This window comes from Micromonospora sp. WMMA1363 (genome assembly GCF_030345795.1).
Lineage (GTDB): Bacteria > Actinomycetota > Actinomycetes > Mycobacteriales > Micromonosporaceae > Micromonospora.
Genome location: NZ_JAUALB010000001.1, coordinates 5,100,636 through 5,122,899, shown reverse-complemented (window position 1 = coordinate 5,122,899; position 22,264 = coordinate 5,100,636). Strand labels below are relative to the sequence as shown.

The following is a 22,264-nucleotide window of genomic DNA, read 5'->3' as shown; positions in this document are numbered from 1 at the left end:
TCAGGTGCCGTCGGAGGAGTGACCCGGGAACAGGTGCGCCGTCGGGTCGATCACCACGGCCGCGTTGTTCACCGCCGTGGCGGCCTCGCCGAAGCCGGTGGCGATCAGCCGGACCTTGCCCGGGTACTCGGTGATGTCCCCTGCGGCGAAGACCCGCCGCAGGTTGGTCGCCATCGTGCTGTCCACCACCACGTGCCGACGATCCAGGCGCAGCCCCCACTCAGCGATCGGGCCGAGGTCAGCGGTGAAGCCGAGCGCCGCGACGACGGTGTCGACCGGCAGCAACTCCGCCTCGGCACCCCGCACGGTGATCTCGGCTCCGGACACCGCGCCGTCGCCGTGCAGCTTCGTGACCTCGGCGTTCACCACGACCCGAACCGGTAGATCCAGCACCCGGGCGACGGTGGCGGCGTGTGCCCGGAACTTCTCCCGGCGATGCACGAGGGTCACCGAGCGGGCCAGTGGCTGGAGGGTCAGCGCCCAGTCGAATGCGGAGTCGCCACCGCCGACGATGAGGACGTCCCGGTCGGCGAGATCGGCCGGCTGCGGGACGAAGTAGACGATGCCGCCGCCGACGAAGTGCTCCGCGACCGGCAGCGGACGGGGTGTGAAGCTGCCCAGGCCGCCCGTGATCAGGACGGCTCCGCAGACGAGCTGCTCACCCCCGGCGAGGCCGAGCACCGGCCGACCGTCGGCGTAGGAGAGCTTCTCCGCCCGGGTGCCGAGCAGGTAAAGCGGGTCGAACGGGGCCGCCTGGGCGACCAGGTTGGCCACCAGATCCCGCCCCTTGATCGCCGGGAGGCCGGCGACATCCTGGATCAGCTTCTCCGGGTACATCGCGGTGATCTGGCCACCGGGCTCCGGCAACGCGTCGACCACCGCGACCGAGAGTCCACGGAACCCGGCATAGTACGCCGCGAAGAGGCCGGTGGGCCCGGCCCCGATCACCGCGACATCGACCTCGCGCATGAGCGTACCGTCGCTTTCCGTTCACGGATCAACGGGTACTGATCTTCTGACGGTAGAGGCGAAGCGGCGGTCAGGCAAGGGCATCCCGCACCGGCACCGCGGGGTGTCGCGGCAGTTCAGGGCAGGGTGAGTGTCGACTCGGAGTGGTACGGGCCACCGACGTCCGGCCGCCGCCGAAAGACGATCGCGGCGACGACCCCGCCCAGCAGCCCGAAGAGGTGCCCCTGCCAGGAGATCCGCTCGTCGATGGGCAGGATGCCGATGAGCTGCCAGCCGTAGAGCAGACCGACGAGCAGGAAGACCGCGAAGTTCCACCAACTCCGCTCGACGATCCCGCGGGTGAGCAGGATGCCCAGGTAGCCGAAGATGACCCCGCTCGCGCCGACGACCACGGAGTTGGGTGAACCGGTGAACCAGACACCGAGCCCACTGACCAGCACGATGACCAGCGTGGACCAGAGGAACCGGCGGGCTCCCGCGGCGAGCACGAACGTGCCGAGCAGGATCAGCGGGACGCTGTTGCTGTAGAGGTGGTCGAAGCCGTGGTGCAGGAACGGCGAGAAGAAGATCCCGTCAAGACCCTCGATCCGCCTCGGGATGATGCCGGCCGCCGGGTCGAACCCGAACGCCAAGCCCTGGTCGACAGCCTCGATGAGGAACAGAAACGGCACCACCGCGCACATGGCGACGAAGGCCCGGCCGAGTGCCGCGTAGAACGCCTCGGTGCCGAACCGGTGCGGGTCGCCGCCTCCCGGGAGCAGGGTCACCTGTCAACAGCTATCAGGTGATAGCCACAGCCGCCACCCGAGGGCGGTGCAACTGGGCGAAACAGCGGATGGCGGGGTGTGGTCGATCCCACCCCGCCATCACCGACTGCCGATCAGTACCAGCCGACGTTCTGCGAGTGGCCCCAGGCTTTACACGGGGTGCCGTACCGGCCCTTGATGTATCCGAGGCCCCACTCGATCTGGGTGGCCGGATTGGTCTGCCAGTCGCCCGCCACCGAGCCCATCTTGCTGCCGGGCAGCGCCTGCGGGATCCCGTACGCCCCGGAGGACGAGTTGCGGGCCTTGTGGTTCCAGCCGCTCTCCTTGGTCCAGAGCTTGTCCAGGCAAGGGAACTGATCGATCTCGAAGCCCGCGTCGAGCGTGAGCGCACAACCGATCTCCCGGTTGCCGCTGTACTCGGTGCAGGAGGACGGGATCGGGCCGTCGTACGGCTTGCTCGCGGCGGCTTCCGCCGCGGCGGCTTTCACCGCGGCGGCCTTGGCGGCGGCCTCCCGGGCCTTCTTCCGTGACGCGGCGGCCGCCGCGGCCCGGCGCTTCCGCTCCGCGGCCGCCTCGGCGGCCGCGGCTGCCCGCAGCTTCGCGTGGTACTGAGTCGTCCGCTCCTTCGCGGAATACACCGGCCGGGCCTGCTCCAACGCGACCTGTTCGACCGCGAGGCCGACCTGCGCGCTCGGACCCTGATCCCGGTCGCCACCCAGGTAGAAGCCGCCGGCGACGCCCACGGAGAGCAGTGCGGCAGCGGCCGTACGGGCGCCCAACCGACTCCACAGCCGACTCACGAAGTGGTCCCTTCGTCGGGTGCAAGGACACGACACGGGGGCGCACCCAGGGATGGGCCGGTCTCCGCGCCGTGAGCGCCCGGGCCACGCGGTCGCGGCCGACGCACCCGGGCGCCGTCGACGCCGTCCGCCTGGCGGGGCGGGCGATCGTTGACGATCTCCATGGTGCGCGAGCGCTCGTTGGACACCATCGCGCACAGTGCGTCTGATGGGAAATCATCAGACTCGATTGTGACGTGGGCCACGCAAATAATACGCCCAAACCCCCTCAAAGCGGGCGTCAGTGCGGGTTGTCCTCCAAGAGATCCGTCACCATGGCGGCGATCGGGGAGCGCTCCGAACGGCTGAGCGTGACATGAGCGAAGAGCGGATGACCCTTCAACGCCTCGATCACGGCCGTCACCCCGTCGTGCCGTCCTACCCGCAGGTTGTCCCGCTGCGCCACGTCATGGGTCAGGACGACCCGAGAACCTTGACCGATCCGGGACAGCACCGTCAACAGCACGCCGCGTTCGAGCGACTGCGCCTCGTCCACGATGACGAAGGCGTCGTGCAGGCTGCGCCCCCGGATGTGGGTCAGCGGCAGCACCTCCAGCAGCCCCCGTGCGGTCACCTCGTCGAGGACGTTCTCGTGGATCACCGCACCGAGGGTGTCGAACACGGCCTGCGCCCACGGCGACATCTTCTCGGACTCGGAGCCGGGCAGGTAGCCGAGTTCCTGGCCGCCGACCGCGTACAGCGGCCGGAACACGATCACCTTCTTGTGCCGGCGGCGTTCCATCACCGCCTCCAGACCGGCACAGAGCGCCAGGGCGGACTTACCGGTGCCGGCCCGACCACCGAGCGACACGATCCCTACCGAGTCGTCCAGTAGCAGGTCGAGCGCGATCCGCTGCTCGGCGGAGCGGCCGTGCACGCCGAACGCCTCGCGGTCGCCCCGGACCAACCGGACCGTCTTGTCCGGCAGCACCCGGCCGAGCGCCGAGCCACGGGCCGAGTGCAGCACCAGGCCGGTGTGGCAGGTCAGCCCGGCGGCGGCGTCGACGTCCAGCGACTCGCCCGCGTACAGCCGGCCGATCTGATCCTCGGTCAGCTCCAGTTCCGACATCCCGGTCCAGGTTGGGTCGCCGGCCTGGCCGTGCCGGTACTCGTCGGCCCGCAGACCAACCGAGGCCGCCTTGACCCGCAACGGCATGTCCTTGCTGACCAGCGTGACCGCACGCCCCTCGGCGGCGAGGTTCAGCGCCACGGAGAGGATCCGGGCGTCGTTGGACTCGGTGCGGAAGCCCGGCGGCAGCACCCCGTCGTCGGTGTGGTTCAGCTCGACACGCAGCGTGCCGCCGTTGTCGTTGGCGGGCACCGGCCGGTCCAGCCGGCCATGCCGCACCCGCAGCTCGTCCAGCGACCGCAGCGACTGGCGCGCGAACCAGCCCAGCTCCGGGTGGTGCCGCTTGCCCTCGAGTTCGGAGATGACCACCAACGGAAGCACCACCTCGTGCTCGGCGAACCGGTGCAACGCCGCCGGGTCGGAGAGCAGCACCGAGGTGTCCAGGACGAACGCCTGGCCGGATGGTCCGGGCTCCTCGCTGCCGGCCCGGGCAGCGAGGCGGCGGCTCCGGGTGGCGCGGCGGGTCGTGGCAGTCGCGGCCGGCGGCTGATCGGCACCGGTGGTTGTACGGCGAGTCGTCACAGGCCTGCTCCGACGGATGGGCACCCGCCATCCGCGTTCCGCCTCCTCCGGTGCCCGGGACACGGGGACGGATGCGGGCCCCGTGCGCGAGATCGCGGGTCCGGGCTTGCCGGCTGGCCCGGGACAACCCCGTGCCATGTCTTGACGCTAGCGGCGCCGAACCGTCCCGGCTAGAGGGCGAGCGTGGATCTTCCGGCAACCGGCGCGTGAACAGGGCAGGCGCTCCGGCAGCGGCGGCTGGCCGGGCCCGCAGCGGCGGCGCGGTGGGACCGGCCGGGATGCATGCCCCCTGCGCGCATCCCGGCCGGTGGGGTCGGCGTCACCGGTCTGACGTGACCCCGACGGTGCGCCTCCGCCGCGGACGACGCACCGTGCCTTCGAAAGCCCGGCTGGCGGGCCTCGGGTCCCCGCCGACCGGACTCAGCCGGTCCGTCGCACCAGCGTCCCAGTCGGGTGCCGCCCGGTGACCGGGGCGGCTGGCGCGCCGAACGACGAGCCGGTGTACGTGGTACCGGGACGCACCACCGTGCCGATGGCCCGGGCGGGTGCGGTGTCGGCCGGCGGAGGGCCGGCGAGCGCGGAGGCGATCGCCGCTTGGGCGTCCCGCCGGCGCCGGTTCCACGCTCCCCGGTCACCGTCGAAGTAGCCCTGCCGGTAGCCGAAGCGGTAGCCGATCCGGTAGCTGAGCTGACCGTGTAGCCGACCTGCGGCGTAGCTGGCTGCCGCGAGGACGAGGACGAGGAACACCGCGAGGAATGGACTCATCCGGCCGCTCCGGCCCGGGTTAGGTGTCGGCTCATCTTTCCTCCGGCTCCACCGGGGTGGGATCGACGGTCAGCAGCCGGTCGAGGTCGTCCGTGCTGACCTCCTCGACCAGCTCGACGCTGATCCGGCATCCGTCCAGCATGATCTCGGCCACCGACGCGCGACGGATCTCGCCGCCGGCCTCGTAGACGCGGACGCTGAGTTCTGGGCAGCCGAGGTGGGTACGCCAGGCGTTCCACTCGGCACGGTCACCGACACTGAGGGACAGGTAACGGCAGCCCCGGGCCAGGTAGAGGCGCCAGGGCGCGCTCAGGCCGGCGGCGACTCCCTCGGCGATCAGACCGAAGGCCTGCGCTCGGGTGGCGAGTTCGGTCACCAGATCCCCCTCGTGCCGGAGATGTCACGCATGTGAGCACTCGTCGTCTCCTGCACGTGACACACGTTAGATTGTCCCACGGGCGTGACAGTATCATCTTCTTGTCTGATCCCCTCGACACCTAAGTTTATCTATTCTGCCCAGGTGATACCCCTCAGGAGCGCTCCCGGACCGTCCACCGAGAACCCGAATCGTCCGTCACATTCGCGTGACAACCGCGCGCCGGACAGCCCGGCGACGGCCGGCTGGCCGTACGGTCACCGGGTGACCGAGACGGCCAACGCGCGGAAGATCGCCTTCGCCACCTTCGTCCGCCGCGGCCTCGAAGAGGCCCGCGCCACCCGGGCCTGGAGCGGCACCGAGGTCTCCCGGCGGACCGGCGTCTCCCGCCAAACGATCAACAGATGGGTGCGGGGCGACTGGGCCAGCGACCCGGAGGCCGAACGCGTCGTGGCCTTCTGCGAGGGTCTGGGCCTCAACCCGGCAACCGCGTTCGCCGCGCTCGGCTGGGACCGTCGGGCCACCCCGCGCACCACACCGACGCCACCGCCGATGGACCCGGACGTGGAGGCGCTGCTGCGCCGACTGGTCGACCCCGACGTGTCGGACGCGGAGAAATTCCACATCAGAGAGACCATTCGTTACCTCGCATATCGCCCGACTCTTCCGATCGGTGTCCGGAAACGAGGTAAACAGGCCGGGTAGTTCCTCAGATGGCGAAAGAACGGCAGGTCAGACTCATTCGTTTCGCTCCCGGGCCCGATTCGGCGCGCTAGCGTCCGTACTCGTACTGCTTGGGCTCGTGACCGGCGGGGGGACGGGACAAAGCCGAACCCAGCCCCTGCGGGACAGAAGGAGGGGTCTGTCCATGACCCTGAAGTGGTTGGCAGTCGTGGTCGCGACCGTGTCACTGACACTGTTCCTGACCGGAAACACGGTGATCCATACGGTGAACGGCGGAGAGCTGCCGCTGTTCGTCAACATCCTCACGCTCACCACCACCGGCACCGCGGTCGTCCTGGCCGTGGTCGCCGAACTACATGACCGGCTCAACGACCGGATCAGCGCGCTCACCGAGTTCCTGGTGGCCCGGCTCAACGAGATCGAGAGCAGCAGCGGCGACCGGAACAGCGGCTTCGTGGAGGGGTATCTGCTCAGCCACAGCCAGGAAGCGGCCGTCGTCCCGTTCGGACGGCGGGGGCGGGGAGCCGCCGAACGCTGACCGCACACCGCCGCCCGCCCACCGCGAGGCCGGGCGGAGGCATACGTCACGCCCGGGTGTGAGCCGCCACGCCCGGGGTACGCTGTCGCGCGTGCCGCCGTTGAATCTGGGCAGACAACAGCCGAGCTCCCCGTTGAACGCCGACCTGGCCTGGAACACGACCGCAGCCCGGGCCGCCGGGATCGTCCTCTTCTTCGACTTCGACGGCACACTGGCGCCGGTCGACGACGACCCGACCGCGGTCCAGCCAGCGCCGAAGGTGCTCGCCGCCATCGAGGCCCTCGCCCCCGTCGTACGCCGGGTGGCGATCGTCTCCGCGCGCCCGGTCGAATTCCTCCGCGAACGGCTCGGCGGGCTCACCGGGGTCGACCTCTACGGCCTGTACGGGCTGGAGCACAGCCACTCCGGCGGCGAGACCGTCACCGAACCGGCGGCGCTGCCCTGGATGCCCACCATGGCGGACCTCGCCGAACAGGCCCGCGCCGAGCTGCCCGCCGGCACTCTGGTGGAGTACAAGCGGCTCTCCGTGGCGCTGCACTGGCGGACCGTCCCGCACCTCGGGGCGACGGCGGTGGAGTGGGGCCGGTCCCGGGCCGAGCAGCTCGGCCTGCGGGTCCAGGCCGGGCGCATGGTGCTGGAGCTGAAGCCCCCGGTGAACCGGGACAAGGGCATGGTCATCGACGAGCTCGTGCGGGATGCCGAGGGAGCCTGGTACTTCGGCGACGACGTCTCCGACATCAAGGCGTTCGCGGCGCTGCGCGCCCGCTGCGCGGCCGACCCGCACTTCCTCGGCGTCTGCGTCGCCGTTGCCAACCCGGAGACCGGCCAAGAGGTCGCGGACGCCGCCGATCTGACGATCGACTCCCCCGCCGCTCTCGGCGACTTCCTCACCGACGCCGTCGGCCGACTGACCTGACCTCCGCCGGGCGTCGAGCGTGCGTCAGGCGCCGAACCGACGCTGGCGGTTGCCGTACGAGCGGAGTGCGCGGAGGAAGTCGATCCGGCGGAAGTCCGGCCAGTTGAGTTCGCAGAAGTAGCACTCCGAGTGGACGGACTGCCAGAGCAGAAAACCCGACAGGCGCTGCTCGCCACTGGTTCGGATGATCAGATCTGGATCGGGCAGACCCCGGGTGTAGAGGTGCTCGGCGATGTGCTCGACGTCGAGCACCTCGGCCAGTTCCTCGATGCTGGTGCCGGCCCGGGCGTGCTCCTGCAGCAGCGAGCGCACCGCGTCGGCGATCTCCCGCCGGCCGCCGTACCCCACCGCGATGTTGACCTGCGCGCCACCGGTGCGTTCCCGGGTGCGTTCCTCGGCGGCCTTGAGGGCGGCCGCGTGCTGCGCCGGCAGCACGTCGAGAGCACCGACCATGCGCAGCCGCCAGGGGTTGCCCTCCTCGGCCAGCTCGGTCGTCAAGTCCTCGATGATCTGAAGCAGCGGATCGAGCTGGGCCGCCGGCCGGGAGAGGTTGTCGGTGGAGAGCAGCCACAGCGTCACGTGCCCGACGCCGGCCGCGTCGCACCAGCGCAGCAGCTCCTTGATGCGCTCGGCACCGACCCGGTGGCCGTCGTTCGGGTCGACGAAGCCCATCTCCCTGGCCCACCTGCGGTTGCCGTCGCACATGACGCCGACGTGCCGGGGCACCGGCTTGCCCGCGAGCCTCGCCGTCAGGCGGCGCTCGTACACCGTGTAGACAAGATCCCGCAGAGTCATCATCTTCAGGGTAACGACCAGAACGACGGATCAGGTGTCGGGCTACCGTTCCCTTCTCCGGAGCTCGCGGCCGATCATGCCGAGCGTGCGGGCGTCGAGCCGCCCGTCGCCGAGCCCCAGTTCGACCACCGTCCGGTACACCCGGTCGTCCCGGGTCGCCGCTCGGACCGCCGCGTCGACCACCGACCTCCGCCGCGCCAGCCACGCCGCCACCGAGCTGTGCCGCAGGTGCACACCGAGCCGGTGGCGCATCGCCGCCACATACCGCCGGGCGGCCTGCTCCGGTGCCCGGGCGGCGGCCGCGCCCGCCAGCGCACCGGACAGCAGTGCGTAGAAGATCCCCTCGCCGGTGAACGGGTTGACCAACGAGAGTGCGTCGCCGGCCAGCACCACCCGCCCCCGCCCCGGTTCGGGCCGATGGGTGGACAGCGGCAGGTGGTGGGCGCGCAGGTCGGTCACCGTCGCCGGATCGGTCCCCGGCAGCAACCCGCCAAGCCGCTCGATGAGGTGCATCCGGCTCAGCGGCTCGCCCCGCAGCACCTCCCCGTACCCGACATTCGCGCGACCGTCACCGATCGGGAACGACCAGGCATACGCCGGCCAACGCGGGGCCGAGGTGACAATGAGCTGTTCGGGCGGGCCGGGCAGCGCGGGTGCATACCCCCGAAGGGCCAGGGCCAGGTGGCGGTCCGGGTTCGGGCGGTGCCCGAGTGCCCGACGCACGACGGAGCCGGCGCCGTCCGTACCCACCACGACGCGCCCGGTGATCCGGCCGTCGAGCACCACCCGGTCGGCGCGCAGCTCGATCCGACGCACCGTGTGCCGGGCCAGCCGGGCCCCGGCCGCGACCGCGGCCGCGACCAGCCGCGCGTCGAAGACCGTCCGGGGCACGGTGTACGCCGGCCGAGGTAGCGCCCGCGCGACCGCGCCGCCCCCGGGGCCGACCAGCCGCAGCGCGGGAAGCGGTTGGTAACCGGCAACCGCGTCCGGTACGCCCAGCTCGTTCAGGACGTCCAGCGCGTGCGCGGCGATGCCGTCTCCGCAGGCCTTGTCCCGGGGAAAGTCGGACCGATCAACCAGGAGCACCCGCGCCCCCGCCCGCCGGGCCGCGAGGGCGGCGGCCGAACCAGCCGGCCCCGCCCCGACCACCACCACGTCGAACTCGTCGTCCACGGCGGCTCCTTCCGTAGGCGGTGGCCGGCGCACCCTCCCCGGGCGATCGGGCCGGCGGCGCGGACCAGCTTCACCACCCGCCATCCTGCCCCCCGGCCGCAACGCCCGACCGGTTCGGACCGCGAGGCGAAGCCCTGCCCCGGGGCGAACCGGATGGTCAGCGGCTCAGTCCGAACGGTCGCCCGCCGCCCACACGGCAAGCAGCCTGGTGAGCCCCCGGCCGGCGGACGGCCGCCGGACCTCGCTGGTCTCGACGGCCGTCCGGATGGAGTCACGCGGCGCCGTGGTGCCGGGGATCGTACCTATCTCCGCGGCTGCTCCGCGTCGAGGCGCGCGCGCAGGGCGTCCAACTCGGCCCAGAGGACGCCGGGCAGCTTGTCGCCGAACTTCTCGAACCACTCGGTGACCAACGGCAGCTCGTCGCGCCACTCGTCGGCGTCGACCTTCAGCGCGATCCGGACGTCCTCCGGGGTCATGTCCAAGCCCTCGACGTCCAACGCGTCCTGGGCGGGGACCATGCCGATCGGGGTCTCGACGGCGTCGGCGTGCCCCTCGATCCGTCCGACGATCCACTTCAGGACGCGGGAGTTCTCGCCGAAGCCCGGCCAGAGGAAGTTGCCCTCGGCGTCCTTGCGGAACCAGTTGACGTAGTAGACCTTCGGCAGCTTCGACTCGTCGCCGTCGACGCCCTTACCCATCTCGATCCAGTGCCGGAAGTAGTCGCCGCCGTGGTAGCCGATGAAGGGCAGCATGGCCATCGGATCCCGGCGGACGACGCCGACCGCGCCGGCGGCCGCGGCGGTGGTCTCCGAGGAGAGCGTCGCGCCCAGGTAGACCCCGTGTACCCAATCGCGGGCTTCGGTGACCAGTGGAATGGTGTCCCGGCGGCGGCCGCCGAACAGGATGGCGTCGATCGGCACCCCGTTCGGGTCGTAGTAGTCCTCGGCGAGGATCGGGCACTGGGTGATCGGGGTGCAGAACCGGCTGTTCGCGTGGGAGGAGAGGTTCTCGCTCTCCGGCGTCCAGTCGTTGCCCTTCCAGTCGATCAGGTGCGCCGGGGGCTCACCCATGCCCTCCCACCAGATGTCCCCGTCGTCGGTCAGGGCCACGTTGGTGAAGATGGAGTTGCCGCGGTCGAGCGTCCGCATGGCGTTGGCGTTGGTCTTCCAGTCGGTGCCGGGCGCGACGCCGAACAGGCCGTACTCCGGGTTGACCGCGTAGAGGCGACCGTCCTGGCCGAACCGCATCCAGGCGATGTCGTCACCGATGGTCTCGACCTTCCAGCCGGGGATGGTCGGCTCCAGCATGGCGAGGTTGGTCTTGCCGCACGCCGACGGGAAGGCGCCGGCGATGTGGTAGACCCGACCCTCCGGCGAGGTGATCTTGAGAATCAGCATGTGCTCGGCGAGCCAGCCCTCGTCGCGGCCCATCACGCTGGCGATGCGCAGCGAGTAACACTTCTTGCCGAGCAGCGAGTTGCCGCCGTAGCCGGAGCCGTAGGACCAGATCTCCCGGGTCTCCGGGAAGTGCGAGATGTACTTCGTCTCGTTGCACGGCCACGCCACGTCCTGCTGGCCGGGCGCGAGCGGGGCGCCGATCGAGTGCAGCGCGTGCACGAAGTCGGCGTCGTCGCCCATGGCCGCCAGGATCCTCGCTCCCATCCTGGTCATGATCCGCATCGATGCCACCACGTACGGGCTGTCGGTGATCTCGACGCCGAACATCGGGTTCTCGGCCTCGACCGGGCCCATGCAGAACGGGATGACGTACATGGTGCGACCGCGCATGGAGCCGCGGTACAGCTCGGTCATCGTCCGCTTCATCTCCGCCGGCGCCATCCAGTTGTTGGTGGGGCCCGCGTCCGCCTCGTCCACGGAGCAGATGAATGTGCGCTCCTCGACCCGGGCGACGTCCGTCGGGTCCGTCCGCGCGTAGAACGAGTTGGCCTTCTTCTCCGGGTTGAGCCGGATCAGGGTGCCGGCCTCGACGAGCTCGTCGGTGAGACGACGCCATTCCTCGTCGGACCCGTCCACCCACACAACGCGGTCCGGGGTGGTCAGTTCCGCTACCTCACGGACCCAGGCGAGCAGTTCGGGGTGGGACGTCGGGGCCTGATCGATACCCTGAGCGGTAGCCGGAGCAACCATGACACATCTCCTTGTGGTCGACGCTGACCGGTCTATGGGGTGCACGACTCATGACGACTGAGCGTCGCCTTCGTGGAAACCTGGGATTGGCCTCAGCGTAAACCGGGTCGCGTCGGACAGTCAGTGGGACTGGTTGTGAAGAACTGCACAAGGTACGGCCACGCTGCGGCATCACGAGCTGATACCCGCTTTCGCGCGCAGTTTCACGCAAACCCTGCGGCGAACCTCGGAACAGATGGCGCCGCCGTCCGATGCCGGAGGCTCGCCCGACGGGTCCCGTCGAAACCCCTCCACAGCGCCAGGCGGTTCGTTACGCTCCGCTCATCGACACCGTCGTGGGCTGCGCCGCTCGCCGTTGCTACCGGTACGGCGAGCCCACAGCCGGTACGCTCGCGAGGTGGCCGCGACGATGATCGGGGAGCCCAACCCCCGACAGACCCGCCCAGGTCTGCTCCGCTCCCTGATCGACCGCTTCGGTCACCTCGTCCGGGAGATGAGCAAGTTCGCCACCGTGGGCGGGGTCGCCTTCCTGCTCGATTTCGCGCTGTTCAACGTCCTGACCGCCGCGCAGGGCGTCGAGCAGGTAACCGCGAAGACCATCTCCACGGTGGTCGCGGCGACCTTGGCCTTCCTCGGCAACCGGTTCTGGACCTGGCGGCACCGCCGGGGTCCCAACCCGGCCCGCGAGTACGCCCTGTTCTTCCTCTTCAACGGGGTGGGCCTCGGCATCACGGTGGCATGCCTGGCAATCAGCCGCTACGGGCTGGGCCAGGTCTGGCCGCAGGTCTTCCAGACCCCGCTGGCGGACAACATCGCCAGCTACATCGTCGGCACGGGGCTGGCGACACTCTTCCGATTCTGGTCCTACCGACGGTTCGTCTTCGTCGAGGCGGGAACTCCGTCTGCGCCTGAGGTGAAGACCGACCGACGCGCGGCGTGATCTGACGCCCACCTCGTCGAGCCGGGGCCAGTTCTCCCCGCCAACAGCCCTAAGGTGTCCCGCATGCGTCCTGTCCGTCTCCTGCCCGAGCGCTGGCGAAAGTTCATCAGCGAGGCGCTCAAATTCGGCATCGTCGGCGGCGCCAACACCGTCATCAATTACGTGGTGTTCAACGCCCTGGCACTCACCGTGTTTCAGGACGGCCAGCTGAAGGCGGCGATTGTCGCGACCATCGTGGCGACGATCACGTCATATCTGATGAATCGTCACTGGACGTACCGCGACCGCCCGAAATCGGCGATGAGGCGCGAATACGCCCTATTCTTCCTATTCAACGGCGTCGGTCTCCTCATCGAGCTGGGCGTGCTGGCCCTCGCCAAGTACGGGTTCGGTCTCACCAGCCTGCTGGCCCTGAACCTCGCCAAGACCTGCGGCATCGGGCTCGCCACGCTCTTCCGATTCTGGTCGTACCGCACGTTCGTCTTCCAGCCGGCCCCCGCGCACGCGGCAGACACCTGGCACACCATCCCCCGCGACGAATGGGACACCATGGCCGAGATGGACCCCGTGGCCGAGCTGGCGGAGTCGGTCTCCGAGCTGGAGGAGGCACAGCCACCGCCGGGCACCCGGCAGCCACCCGACGCATCGGTGCAGACCCCAGCGGTGCCACGCGACGCCCTGGATCGGGAGCTGGCAGCCGAGATCGCCGCCGAACTCCAGGCCAGCACCCGCCGCGGCCGCCGCCCCTGAGGTGTGGCGAGGCGGCCGGCCAGCAGGGGCACGACCCGGCCCGAACGGAACGGCCTCGTCGACCGGCCGCGCCGCACGCCACCGTCAGTTCGGCTCGCGAAGCGGCCTGCCGTCCTGGACGTCGGCGAGAATGTCCCGCATCTCGGCGTCGCCGAGGGAGTGCTTGTCGTGGTGGGCCTCCACCAACTCGTACAGCGTGGTCTGGACCCGCTCCACCTGCGGCACGTCGTGCAGCACCGACTGTCCGCGCTCGCCGGCGGACTCGATGGTGAGGGTGCCGCAGCCGAAGAGCCGCTCGCTGAACCGCTGGTTCATCGCGTGGTCGTTGACCCGGGTCAGCGGGATGTCCCGACGGTCCCGGGAGAGCACGCCCTGCTGGATCAGCACCCGCTCGTCGGTGAACAGATAGTGCGTGGTGCGCCAGACCAGGAACGGCCAGAACGCGAACCAGAGCACCACCAGCAGTGCCAGCCCACCGAGCACGGCCAGCGCGACCAACCCGACCCCACCGGACGGCAACAGGACCACGGCCGCCGCCAGCACGGCGACGGCGAGCACCACCACCGCGACCGGCCGGACCAAGGCCCTCCAGTGCGGGTGCAGGTGCAGCACGACATGCTCGTCCTCGGTGAGCACGTCCTCGGGGAACGCCACGGAAACCTCCATCACAGAACCGGACGCGCAGACGGTAACCGGCGCGCACCCCGGCGGACGATCAGCCGCGCGGACAGACCCACCCGGCCTCCGCGACCTCGCACTCCCGCAAGCCTTCTGCGGCCTCCGCGGATTACGCGCCGGTAGCAACCGCCGGATCGCCGGAAGCACCGGTGACCCGCCCCGGCGAGCGATCAGCGGAGGTGGCGGACGTCGCCGGCGGTGAGACGGTGGTCGCCGGCTGGGGTGGTGACCAGGAGGTGTCCCTCGGGGTCGACGCCCGTCGCGGTCCCGGTCAGCTCGCCGCCGTCGGGCAGCAGCACCCGGACCCGCCTGCCGACCGTGACACACGACGCCAGGTAGGCGTCGTGCAGCCCACTGTCGACAGCGTCGCCCCCCGCAGCACGCCAACGGCCGTACCAGTCGGCGACCCCGCGCAGCAGGGCACGCAGCAGTGGATCCCGGTCGGTAGCCGCAGCACCGGCACGTTGCAGCGAGGTGGCCGACAGACCGGTGTGGTTCTCCGGCAGCTCGTCGGCACGGAGGGTGACGTTCAGACCGATACCGAGGACCACCGCGGGCGGCTCAGCCGGCCTCGCCGCGGGCACCGCCTCGGCGAGGATCCCGGCGCACTTGGCGTCACCGAGCAGCAGGTCGTTCGGCCACTTGAGGGTGGCGTCCAGCTCGGCCAGCCGGGCCACCGCCTCGACCAGGGCCACACCGGCGAGCAGTGACAGCCAGCCGTACGCCGCCGGAGGCGCCGGCGGCCAGCCACGGTCGGGCACCGCCTCCCCCGGCCGGAGCAGCACGCTGGTCGCGATGCCCGCCCGGGCGGGCGACTGCCACGCCCGGCCCCGCCGCCCACGGCCGGCGGTCTGCCGCTCCGCGACCACCACCAGACCCTCCGGCTCACCGGAGCGGGCGGCCTCGACCGCGTCCGCGTTGGTCGAACCGGTCTCGGTGCGCAACTCCAGTCGGGCCCAGGGACCGTGCGGCGCGACCAACGCCCGCCGCAGCCGGGTCACCGACAGCGGCGGGCGGTCCAGATCGGTGTACGGGGAGCCCGGCATCCCGCCAGCCTACGGGCCCCGCCAACAGGTGCAGTGAGGTGTACTGCACAGCGGCCCGCACCTGAACCATCGTTATATTCCCTGGGTGACTACCGAGACCGGGATCAACATCCACAGCACCGCGGGCAAGCTGGCGGACCTGGAGCGTCGAATCGACGAGGCAGTACACGCCGGGTCGGCACGCGCCGTCGAGAAGCAGCACGCGAGGGGCAAGAGGACCGCACGTGAGCGGATCGAGCTGCTGCTCGACGAGGGCTCCTTCGTCGAACTGGACGAGCTTGCCCGCCACCGGTCGACCACCTTCGGACTGGCGAAGACCCGCCCCTACGGCGACGGGGTGATCACCGGCTACGGCACCGTCGACGGTCGGCAGGTCTGCGTCTTCGCGCAGGACTTCACCGTCTTCGGCGGCTCCCTCGGCGAGGTCTTCGGCGAGAAGATCGTCAAGGTGATGGACCTGGCCATGAAGATCGGCTGCCCGGTCGTCGGCATCAACGACTCCGGTGGCGCCCGGATCCAGGAGGGCGTCGCCTCGCTCGGCCTCTACGGCGAGATCTTCTTCCGCAACGTCCGGGCCAGTGGCGTCATCCCGCAGATCTCGCTGATCATGGGCCCGTGCGCCGGCGGCGCCGTCTACTCCCCGGCGGTCACCGACTTCACCGTTATGGTCGACCAGACCTCCCACATGTTCATCACCGGCCCCGACGTCATCAAGACGGTCACCGGCGAGGACGTGGCGATGGAGGAACTGGGCGGCGCCCGGACCCACAACAGCCGCAGCGGCAACGCGCACTACCTCGCCACGGACGAGGAGGACGCGATCGACTACGTCAAGGCGTTGCTGTCGTACCTGCCGTCGAACAACCTGGACGAGCCGGTCGTCCACCCGGTCGACCCAGACCTCGACGTCACCGACGAGGACCGGGAACTGGACACCTTGATCCCCGACTCGGCCAACCAGCCGTACGACATGCACCGCGTCATCGAGCACGTCCTCGACGACGGCGAGTTCCTCGAGGTGCAGCCGCTGTACGCGCAGAACCTCGTCATCGGCTACGGCCGCGTCGAGGGCCGCCCGGTCGGTGTGGTGGCAAACCAGCCGATGCACTTCGCCGGCACACTGGACATCGCCGCCAGTGAGAAGGCCGCCCGGTTCGTACGCACCTGCGACGCATTCAACATCCCGGTGCTGACCTTCGTGGACGTCCCCGGCTTCCTGCCCGGCACCGGCCAGGAGTGGGACGGCATCATCCGGCGCGGTGCGAAGCTCATCTACGCGTACGCCGAGGCCACCGTCGGAAAGGTCACCGTCATCACCCGCAAGGCCTACGGCGGCGCGTACGACGTCATGGGCTCCAAGCACCTCGGCGCGGACCTGAACTTCGCCTGGCCGACCGCGCAGATCGCGGTGATGGGGGCCCAGGGCGCGGTCAACATCCTCTACCGGCAGGAGTTGGGCGCCGCCGAGGACCCGGCCGCGGTGCGCGCCGAAAGGATCGCCGAGTACGAGGACACCCTGGCCAACCCGTACATCGCCGCCGAGCGCGGGTACATCGACTCGGTCATCCCGCCGCACGAGACCCGGGCGCAGGTCGTCCGCGCCCTGCGGGTGCTGAGAACCAAGCGCGAGACCCTGCCCCCGAAGAAGCACGGCAACATCCCGCTGTAGCGCAGACGTCGGGTGGTGCCGTGCTCCCAGCGGGTGCACGGCACCACCCGGGATCGCGCTTACTCCCGCCGCGACAGTGGCACCGCCCGCCGACAGTGCACCGCCCGCCGACGGTCGCCGGAGACGCAACGCCAGCGGACAGTCGCCCGCGTCCCGCGGGTTCCTCCGGTCTCCGGCGGTGCTCAGCCCAGCAGCCGGGCCAGGTCCCGGCGCGGGAACTCCCCGGGCCGGATCTGTCGTGCCCCTGCCTGCGCACCGGCGCGCCCCGCCCGGTTCGGTCCCGCCCGAGCGGCTCTCCGCCCGTGCCATCACGCAGGCGGCCACCGCGCGTCGCGGCTTCTATGCCGGCGCCTCGCGCCTGGTGACCGCGGTCAGCGGGTGAGGCCGGCGCCGGTGAGGATCGGACCGGCGAGCAGAACCGCGCCGATCGCCAGTACGGCCAGGTTGACCAGGGCGAAGACCGTGACCCAGAAGAACGGCGGGAACGGGGTGATGCCGGCCAGTTGGTCGGCGTCGGAGGCCGGCATCCGGCCCCGGGCGCGCAGCCGTTGCAACTCGACCACGGGGCGGAACCCACCGAGCAGCAGGAACCAGACCCCGGTGTAGGCGAACGCCGCCTGCACCTGCGGGCTGGCGTACCACGAGACGACGAGCACAATGCCGCCGGTGACCAGCAGTGACAGCACGCCGAACACGTTGCGGATCATGATCAGCATGGCGAACAGCAGTGCGACGGAGATCCAGAGCAGCAGGGTGATCCGGTTGCCGCCGAGGATCCCGGCCCCGGCCAGGCCGACCAGTGGCGGGGCCAGATAGCCGGCGAGCAGCGTGAGAACCATGCCCGGGCCGGAGGGCCGACCTGCGGACAGGGTGAGCCCGGACGTGTCCGAGTGCAGCCGGATGCCGTGCAGCCGACGACCGGTGAGCAGGGCGGCCAGGGCGTGCCCGCCCTCGTGCGCAATCGTGATCGCGTTGCGGCCGATCCGCCAGGGCAGCCGGGTGGCGACCACCACCAGCGCGGCCAGGCCGGTGAGCAGCACCAGCAGCGGGGGTGGGTCCGGCTGCGCGCCGAGCAGCTTGTCCCACAGGTCGGTCAGCCCGTCGATCGCCACCATGGGCGGGGAGCCTACCCTGCTTTGATCACGGGCCGCGGCCTCAGTCCTGGCGGTCCGGTCGAAAGCCTTTCATGATCAGGTCGAAGTTCGGCAGGTTGGCCGCCCAGTCCTGGTCGGCAACCTCCCAGCGCAGCGCATACCCCCGATTACTGGCTGTCACGAAACCCCGGTTGCGGACCCGGATCCGCATGTTGTCCCGCGTCTCCCGCCACTCCCAGTCCGCGCAGGTCCGCCCGTAGTCGCAGCGCTTGATGTCAATGTACTCATAGTTGCGCACATAGTTCTTGCGGGCCGGTTCGAGCTGCTGCCAGTCCCGGTAGGCGTCCGCCTTCGGCGTGTCCGTCCACTGGACGAGCAGCTCACGCACACCGTTGGGCTCGTCGAAGACGACCGTGTTGGTGCCGGCGTCACGCCGCGCCCAGCCCGCCGGCAGCGGCAGCGCGAATCCCGCGCGGTCCTCGTGGAGCTTCCAGCCTGCCGGCAGGGCGTTTCGGTCCGCCGTGGGACTGGCCGGAGCGGACGTCGGCGCGGTGCCGCTCGGGGCCGGGCTGTCCGGCGCTGACGTGGGCGGCGCGGCCGAGGTAGGCGCGACGGGGGGCGTCGCCCCGGGTTCGGGGATGTCGCCACCGTCGTCGTTGGCGAGCAGCGGCGCGACCACGGCGAGACCGAGGAGCAGCACGGCCACCACGACACCGATCAGCAGGTTACGACGGGTGAGTGCGGACTTCGTACCGTCGGACGGTTGGACCGGTGCGTGCTCCGCCGGCGCGGGCTGGACGGACGGCGCGGCCACCTCGACCTTCGTGTCGTCCACCACGCCCGCCGGCGCGGCCTCCGCAACCTTCGTCGTCGGGTCGGGCTCCGGGCCGGACGACGACGCAACCCTCGCCGTCGGATCCACCTCCGAACCCGACGACGACCCAACCCTCGCCGTCGGATCCACCTCCGAACCCGACGACGACCCAACCCTCGCCGTCGGATCCACCTCCGAACCGGACGACGACCCAACCCTCGCCGTCGGATCCACCTCCGAACCGGACGACGACCCAACCCTCGCCGTCGGATCCACCTCCGAACCGGACGACGACCCAACCCTCGCCGTCGGATCCACCTCCGGCGCGGCCGGAGTCACCTTGGCGGTCGCGTCCGCACCGGCCGCCGCGGTGGCGCCAGTCGTCGGGGTACGCGGAGCGGGCGGGGTCGTCAGCTTGTCGGACTGCCGCTCCGCCGGTCGTGGCGCGGGCACCACCGGAGGGCGCGGCTCGCGCCGGCCGTTCGGCCCCGGCCGGCGCACTCCAGCCAGCAGCGAAATACTCCGCGATTGTTTGCCACGCGCGCGGCGCAGTAGCCGCTCCGCCACCTCGGCGGTGATCCGGTCGTTCGGTTCCTTGCGGAGCAGGCCGTTGAGCACCGGCCGCAGCGGCCCGGCGTTCCTCGGCGGCGGCAGCGGTTCGGTGGCCAGCGCCGCGAGGGTGGCGATCGCCGACGGCCGCGCGTACGGGGACTTACCCTCGACTGCCGCATACAGGGTCGCGCCCAGGGACCAGAGATCCGCTTCCGGTCCGGCGGTGCCGTCCCGGGCCCGCTCCGGCGCGATGTATGCGGGAGAGCCGAGCACCATCCCGGTGCGGGTCACGTTGGGGTCTCCGGGGATCGTGGCGAGACCGAAATCGGTCAGCACCACTCGGCCGTCGTTGCCGAGCAGCACGTTGCCGGGTTTGACGTCGCGGTGCATGACGCCGGCCTTGTGCGCCGCCTTCAGGGCGCCCAGTACACCGAGCCCGATCTCGACCGCCTGGGCCGGGGACACTGGCCCTTCCTCGGTGAGGGTGTCCTGGAGAGACTTCGACGCGACGTACTCCATCACGATCCACGGATCGCCGTCGGTGCGCAGCACGTCGAAGATGCGGACGACGTTGATGTGGTTGAGCCGGGCGATGGCCCGCGCCTCCCGCAGCGAGCGTTCCCGCATCTCGCGGCGTTCCTCATCGGTGAGACTGGGCGGCGGGACGAGTTCCTTGATTGCCACATCCCGGTGCAGCACCTCGTCGCGCGCCTTCCACACCCGACCCATGCCACCCTGACCGAGCGGCGAAATCAGCCGGTATCGGTCAGCGACGAGTTGGGGAGGCGCGTTGGACATCGCTGAGACGGTACCCGGCGGCCACGACAGTCACACCGGCGGCACGCCACTGTGCCACGAAGGTCAAGAGCTCCGACCGCGTACCCTGATGCCATGTCTGCCGAAGAGCCGCTGTTCCGGGTCGTGCGTGGCGTGCCAACAGCCGAGGAGTTGGCCGCCGTCGTGGGTGCGATCATCGTCCGGTCCAGGCAGGCCACACCGCCCGTCCCGGCCCCGGTGTCCGCCTGGGCCCGCAGCGCTCGCCCGGCCAGCGCGATCCTGGCCGCCGGTCCCGGCGGCTGGCGCACCTCCGCCCTGCCACGTTGACTTTTTGTACGCATCAGCCCAGCTCTGTGCCACTGCGTCAGGGGCAGGTCGCCCGGTATGCACCACCATGGGGCTGCAACTCCCAACGGACACCCGTTAACCTCACTCTCGGAAACGGTGCGGTAACGGGTAGGGAGGGACAATGACCCCCGAGGAGGACCGCCCAGCGGCCTGGCTCCGTGGCAACGGCGGCATCGAGGCCGACATCCGCCAGTTGCGCGAGTTCGCCGACAAACTCCAGGCCGAGGTGGAGCGCCACTACGGGCCACACCTGTCGTACATCGCCGAGGACATGTCGGCTGCGGTACCCAACCCGGCCGACGCGTTCATCGAACTGGTGCAGTTCCTACACGCCCATTGGGAAACCCAACAGGCCGCGGCCGACACGGTCTGGAACGTCGGCAGCGCGACCGGCCACCTGGCCGCCGCGGCCAGCGCCGTCGCCGACCGTTACCGCGACTCCGACGCCTTCTCGTCCGCCCGGGTGGTCGACGTCGAACGGGCACTGGCCGCTCCGACCACCGTCACGCCGACCCGTCCCTCCGTAGTGCTACCCGACCCGACCGGCCCGGAAGAGACCCGGCCCGGGCCGGTGGTGCTGCCGTGAACGAACCCGGAGTCGGCCGCTCCGGCGGCCTCACCGACTGGCACCTGATGGACGTGGCGAGCATGTGGGCCTGCCTCAAGGATCAAGACACCACCAACCAGTGGCGGCAGGTCGCTGGCTGGCGCAAGGTCTGCGACCTCGCTCAGGCCCACCTCGGCCGGTTGCAGGCGTACCGCCGGGGCCTTGCCCTGGTCTGGCCGCCGGAGACCAATGCCGCCGCCCGCACCTACCTCGCCGAACTCGACCAGCTCATCACTCAGGTGCAGCACACCCATGACGCAGCGTCCACGAATTACACTGCGCTCGCCGCCGCGACCCAGGCCATCGGCACCACCCGCACCGCCCTCAAAAAGATCCACGACGAGTACGCGGCAAAGCTCCAGCAAAAGCGGTCGTTTGAGGCGACGGCAGCGGACCCGAAGGCGATCGCCGGCGGTCGCGTCTCCGAACCACCGGTGACCGACGCGGACCTGGAACGGTTGAATGTGCAGGCGCGCGGCATCATGTACAGCCTCAGCGGCGAGCTCCAACAGGCCCAAGTAATGCTCCGCCAACCCCCAGCACCAACACGGACCAAGCCGGGCCTGGATCAGACACCACCCGAGGGGCAGTTGGTTTCAGGAGCCTCCGCCCCGACCATTCCTCCCATCCTGCCTATGGCGATGCCTGCTATGCCCGCACCCTCCGTTCCAAGGACATCGACACCTCAGCCGATCCTAGCGCCGAGTTCCGGGGTTGGTCCGGTACTCGGTGGCGCTGGACCGAGCTTGGCACCGTCTCCCACTGCGAGCCCAGGAGCACCCGGTGTGACGCCCAGCGCAGGAAACACTTCACCCTCGTACCTCGGTGTGCCGCCGACACCTACACCCATCCCTGGCTCGGGGCATCGGCCAGATATTAAGGGACCAAGCCAGATCAAGCCCGGTCGACCCATGGTCGGCGGCAACAATACGAGTTCGCCGCACGCCATGCCGCCAGGTGGACTGATCGGCGGCACATCGAGCATGGGGCTAAGCCAGCCCGGAGCGAGCAATGCTCAGCCGCGTCGGATCAATCCGATCGGTGGGGTGATCGGCGGCGGAGCCGCCGGAACCGCCCCGAGTGGCGGGGCCGGCTCCCGCCCGGGCGGCGGCCGAAGCTTCAGCGGAAGCCACGCCTTTCCGCCCATTGGCGGTTCCCCGAATATGGGCAACGCCAACATGAGCGCATTGGGCAACGCCCCGGAACGCGCTAGCCGCCGCGACCGTAACGGCAAGGAGCTACGCCAGTGGGATCCCGACCACCCGTGGCAGACAGACCAGGGGGTGAGCCCTGTCGTTCGCCCACCAGACGACGAGGGGCCGATAGACCCCGGTCCCGCCATTGGTATCAGTCGGTGAGTGTTCACACC

At 70.5% G+C, this 22,264-nt stretch carries 22 protein-coding genes; 9 read left to right on the top strand and 13 right to left on the bottom strand.

Annotated features, from left to right (window positions below; genetic code table 11):
• From QTQ03_RS23940 to QTQ03_RS23915, 6 genes are all read right to left on the bottom strand, one after another.
• On the bottom strand, window positions 1–969 hold the full coding sequence (locus QTQ03_RS23940; protein ID WP_289279998.1) for an NAD(P)/FAD-dependent oxidoreductase: 969 nt from the start codon (window positions 967–969) through the stop codon (window positions 1–3).
• Window positions 970–1,085: 116 nt separating this feature from the next.
• The gene (locus QTQ03_RS23935; RefSeq protein ID WP_289279997.1) at window positions 1,086–1,736 is read right to left on the bottom strand and encodes a rhomboid family intramembrane serine protease; all 651 of its coding nucleotides are present in this window, start codon (window positions 1,734–1,736) and stop codon (window positions 1,086–1,088) included.
• A 113-nt stretch (window positions 1,737–1,849) separates the two neighbouring features.
• Window positions 1,850–2,536 carry an aggregation-promoting factor C-terminal-like domain-containing protein gene (locus QTQ03_RS23930; RefSeq protein ID WP_289279996.1) on the bottom strand — a complete coding sequence of 229 codons (687 nt, stop codon included), beginning with the start codon at window positions 2,534–2,536 and terminating at the stop codon, window positions 1,850–1,852.
• A 280-nt stretch (window positions 2,537–2,816) separates the two neighbouring features.
• A complete protein-coding gene (gene phoH2, locus QTQ03_RS23925; protein WP_289279995.1) occupies window positions 2,817–4,226 on the bottom strand; it encodes an RNA 5'-3' helicase PhoH2 in 1,410 nt (469 codons plus the stop codon).
• 420 nt (window positions 4,227–4,646) lie between these two features.
• Window positions 4,647–4,991 (bottom strand): hypothetical protein, encoded by a 345-nt coding sequence (locus QTQ03_RS23920; RefSeq protein WP_289279994.1) that lies wholly within the window; start codon window positions 4,989–4,991, stop codon window positions 4,647–4,649.
• A gap of 31 nt (window positions 4,992–5,022) precedes the next feature.
• Window positions 5,023–5,367, bottom strand: a complete 345-nt coding sequence (locus QTQ03_RS23915) for a hypothetical protein (RefSeq protein WP_289279993.1) — start codon at window positions 5,365–5,367, stop codon at window positions 5,023–5,025.
• A gap of 264 nt (window positions 5,368–5,631) precedes the next feature.
• Here QTQ03_RS23915 and QTQ03_RS23910 point away from each other — a divergent pair, with 264 nt between their 5' ends.
• From QTQ03_RS23910 to otsB, 3 genes are all read left to right on the top strand, one after another.
• Complete coding sequence (locus tag QTQ03_RS23910) at window positions 5,632–6,072, top strand: helix-turn-helix domain-containing protein (RefSeq protein ID WP_289279992.1); 441 nt, start codon at window positions 5,632–5,634, stop codon at window positions 6,070–6,072.
• Between the two features lie 163 nt (window positions 6,073–6,235).
• Window positions 6,236–6,589, top strand: coding sequence for a hypothetical protein (locus tag QTQ03_RS23905; protein ID WP_289279991.1), 354 nt, complete (start codon window positions 6,236–6,238; stop codon window positions 6,587–6,589).
• 91 nt (window positions 6,590–6,680) lie between these two features.
• Window positions 6,681–7,505, top strand: a complete 825-nt coding sequence (gene otsB / locus QTQ03_RS23900; RefSeq protein ID WP_289279990.1) for a trehalose-phosphatase — start codon at window positions 6,681–6,683, stop codon at window positions 7,503–7,505.
• Window positions 7,506–7,529: 24 nt separating this feature from the next.
• Here the strand turns inward: otsB and QTQ03_RS23895 are convergent, their stop codons facing one another.
• From QTQ03_RS23895 to QTQ03_RS23885, 3 genes are all read right to left on the bottom strand, one after another.
• Window positions 7,530–8,300: an isoprenyl transferase gene (locus QTQ03_RS23895; protein ID WP_289279989.1), complete on the bottom strand. Its 771-nt coding sequence runs from the start codon at window positions 8,298–8,300 to the stop codon at window positions 7,530–7,532.
• 42 nt (window positions 8,301–8,342) lie between these two features.
• Entirely contained in the window at window positions 8,343–9,473 is a 1,131-nt protein-coding gene (locus tag QTQ03_RS23890; RefSeq protein WP_289279988.1) for a geranylgeranyl reductase family protein, read from the bottom strand.
• Window positions 9,474–9,775: 302 nt separating this feature from the next.
• Entirely contained in the window at window positions 9,776–11,620 is a 1,845-nt protein-coding gene (locus QTQ03_RS23885) for a phosphoenolpyruvate carboxykinase (GTP) (RefSeq protein WP_289279987.1), read from the bottom strand.
• Between the two features lie 409 nt (window positions 11,621–12,029).
• Here QTQ03_RS23885 and QTQ03_RS23880 point away from each other — a divergent pair, with 409 nt between their 5' ends.
• Both QTQ03_RS23880 and QTQ03_RS23875 read left to right on the top strand, forming a co-directional pair.
• Window positions 12,030–12,560 (top strand): GtrA family protein, encoded by a 531-nt coding sequence (locus QTQ03_RS23880; RefSeq protein ID WP_289280965.1) that lies wholly within the window; start codon window positions 12,030–12,032, stop codon window positions 12,558–12,560.
• A 63-nt stretch (window positions 12,561–12,623) separates the two neighbouring features.
• A complete protein-coding gene (locus tag QTQ03_RS23875) occupies window positions 12,624–13,310 on the top strand; it encodes a GtrA family protein (RefSeq protein WP_289279986.1) in 687 nt (228 codons plus the stop codon).
• A gap of 84 nt (window positions 13,311–13,394) precedes the next feature.
• Here QTQ03_RS23875 and QTQ03_RS23870 read toward each other — a convergent pair whose 3' ends face one another.
• Both QTQ03_RS23870 and QTQ03_RS23865 read right to left on the bottom strand, forming a co-directional pair.
• A complete protein-coding gene (locus QTQ03_RS23870; protein WP_289280964.1) occupies window positions 13,395–13,964 on the bottom strand; it encodes a PH domain-containing protein in 570 nt (189 codons plus the stop codon).
• Window positions 13,965–14,158: 194 nt separating this feature from the next.
• The gene (locus tag QTQ03_RS23865) at window positions 14,159–15,034 is read right to left on the bottom strand and encodes a biotin--[acetyl-CoA-carboxylase] ligase (RefSeq protein ID WP_289279985.1); all 876 of its coding nucleotides are present in this window, start codon (window positions 15,032–15,034) and stop codon (window positions 14,159–14,161) included.
• 85 nt (window positions 15,035–15,119) lie between these two features.
• On the opposite strand from QTQ03_RS23865, the gene QTQ03_RS23860 reads away from it, so the two are divergent.
• Window positions 15,120–16,703 carry an acyl-CoA carboxylase subunit beta gene (locus QTQ03_RS23860; RefSeq protein WP_289279984.1) on the top strand — a complete coding sequence of 528 codons (1,584 nt, stop codon included), beginning with the start codon at window positions 15,120–15,122 and terminating at the stop codon, window positions 16,701–16,703.
• 371 nt (window positions 16,704–17,074) lie between these two features.
• On the opposite strand, the gene QTQ03_RS23855 is transcribed toward QTQ03_RS23860, so the two are convergent.
• Window positions 17,075–17,818: a M50 family metallopeptidase gene (locus QTQ03_RS23855; protein ID WP_289279983.1), complete on the bottom strand. Its 744-nt coding sequence runs from the start codon at window positions 17,816–17,818 to the stop codon at window positions 17,075–17,077.
• A 40-nt stretch (window positions 17,819–17,858) separates the two neighbouring features.
• A complete protein-coding gene (locus QTQ03_RS23850; RefSeq protein WP_289279982.1) occupies window positions 17,859–19,961 on the bottom strand; it encodes a serine/threonine-protein kinase in 2,103 nt (700 codons plus the stop codon).
• 93 nt (window positions 19,962–20,054) lie between these two features.
• On the opposite strand from QTQ03_RS23850, the gene QTQ03_RS23845 reads away from it, so the two are divergent.
• The 3 genes from QTQ03_RS23845 (at window position 20,055) to QTQ03_RS23835 (ending at window position 22,253) form a co-directional block, all read left to right on the top strand.
• The gene (locus QTQ03_RS23845) at window positions 20,055–20,267 is read left to right on the top strand and encodes an acyl-CoA carboxylase subunit epsilon (RefSeq protein ID WP_289279981.1); all 213 of its coding nucleotides are present in this window, start codon (window positions 20,055–20,057) and stop codon (window positions 20,265–20,267) included.
• A 142-nt stretch (window positions 20,268–20,409) separates the two neighbouring features.
• Complete coding sequence (locus tag QTQ03_RS23840) at window positions 20,410–20,874, top strand: hypothetical protein (RefSeq protein ID WP_289279980.1); 465 nt, start codon at window positions 20,410–20,412, stop codon at window positions 20,872–20,874.
• Entirely contained in the window at window positions 20,871–22,253 is a 1,383-nt protein-coding gene (locus QTQ03_RS23835; RefSeq protein WP_289279979.1) for a hypothetical protein, read from the top strand. The genes QTQ03_RS23840 and QTQ03_RS23835 overlap by 4 nt, the downstream gene beginning before the upstream one ends.
• Window positions 22,254–22,264 lie beyond the last annotated feature (11 nt).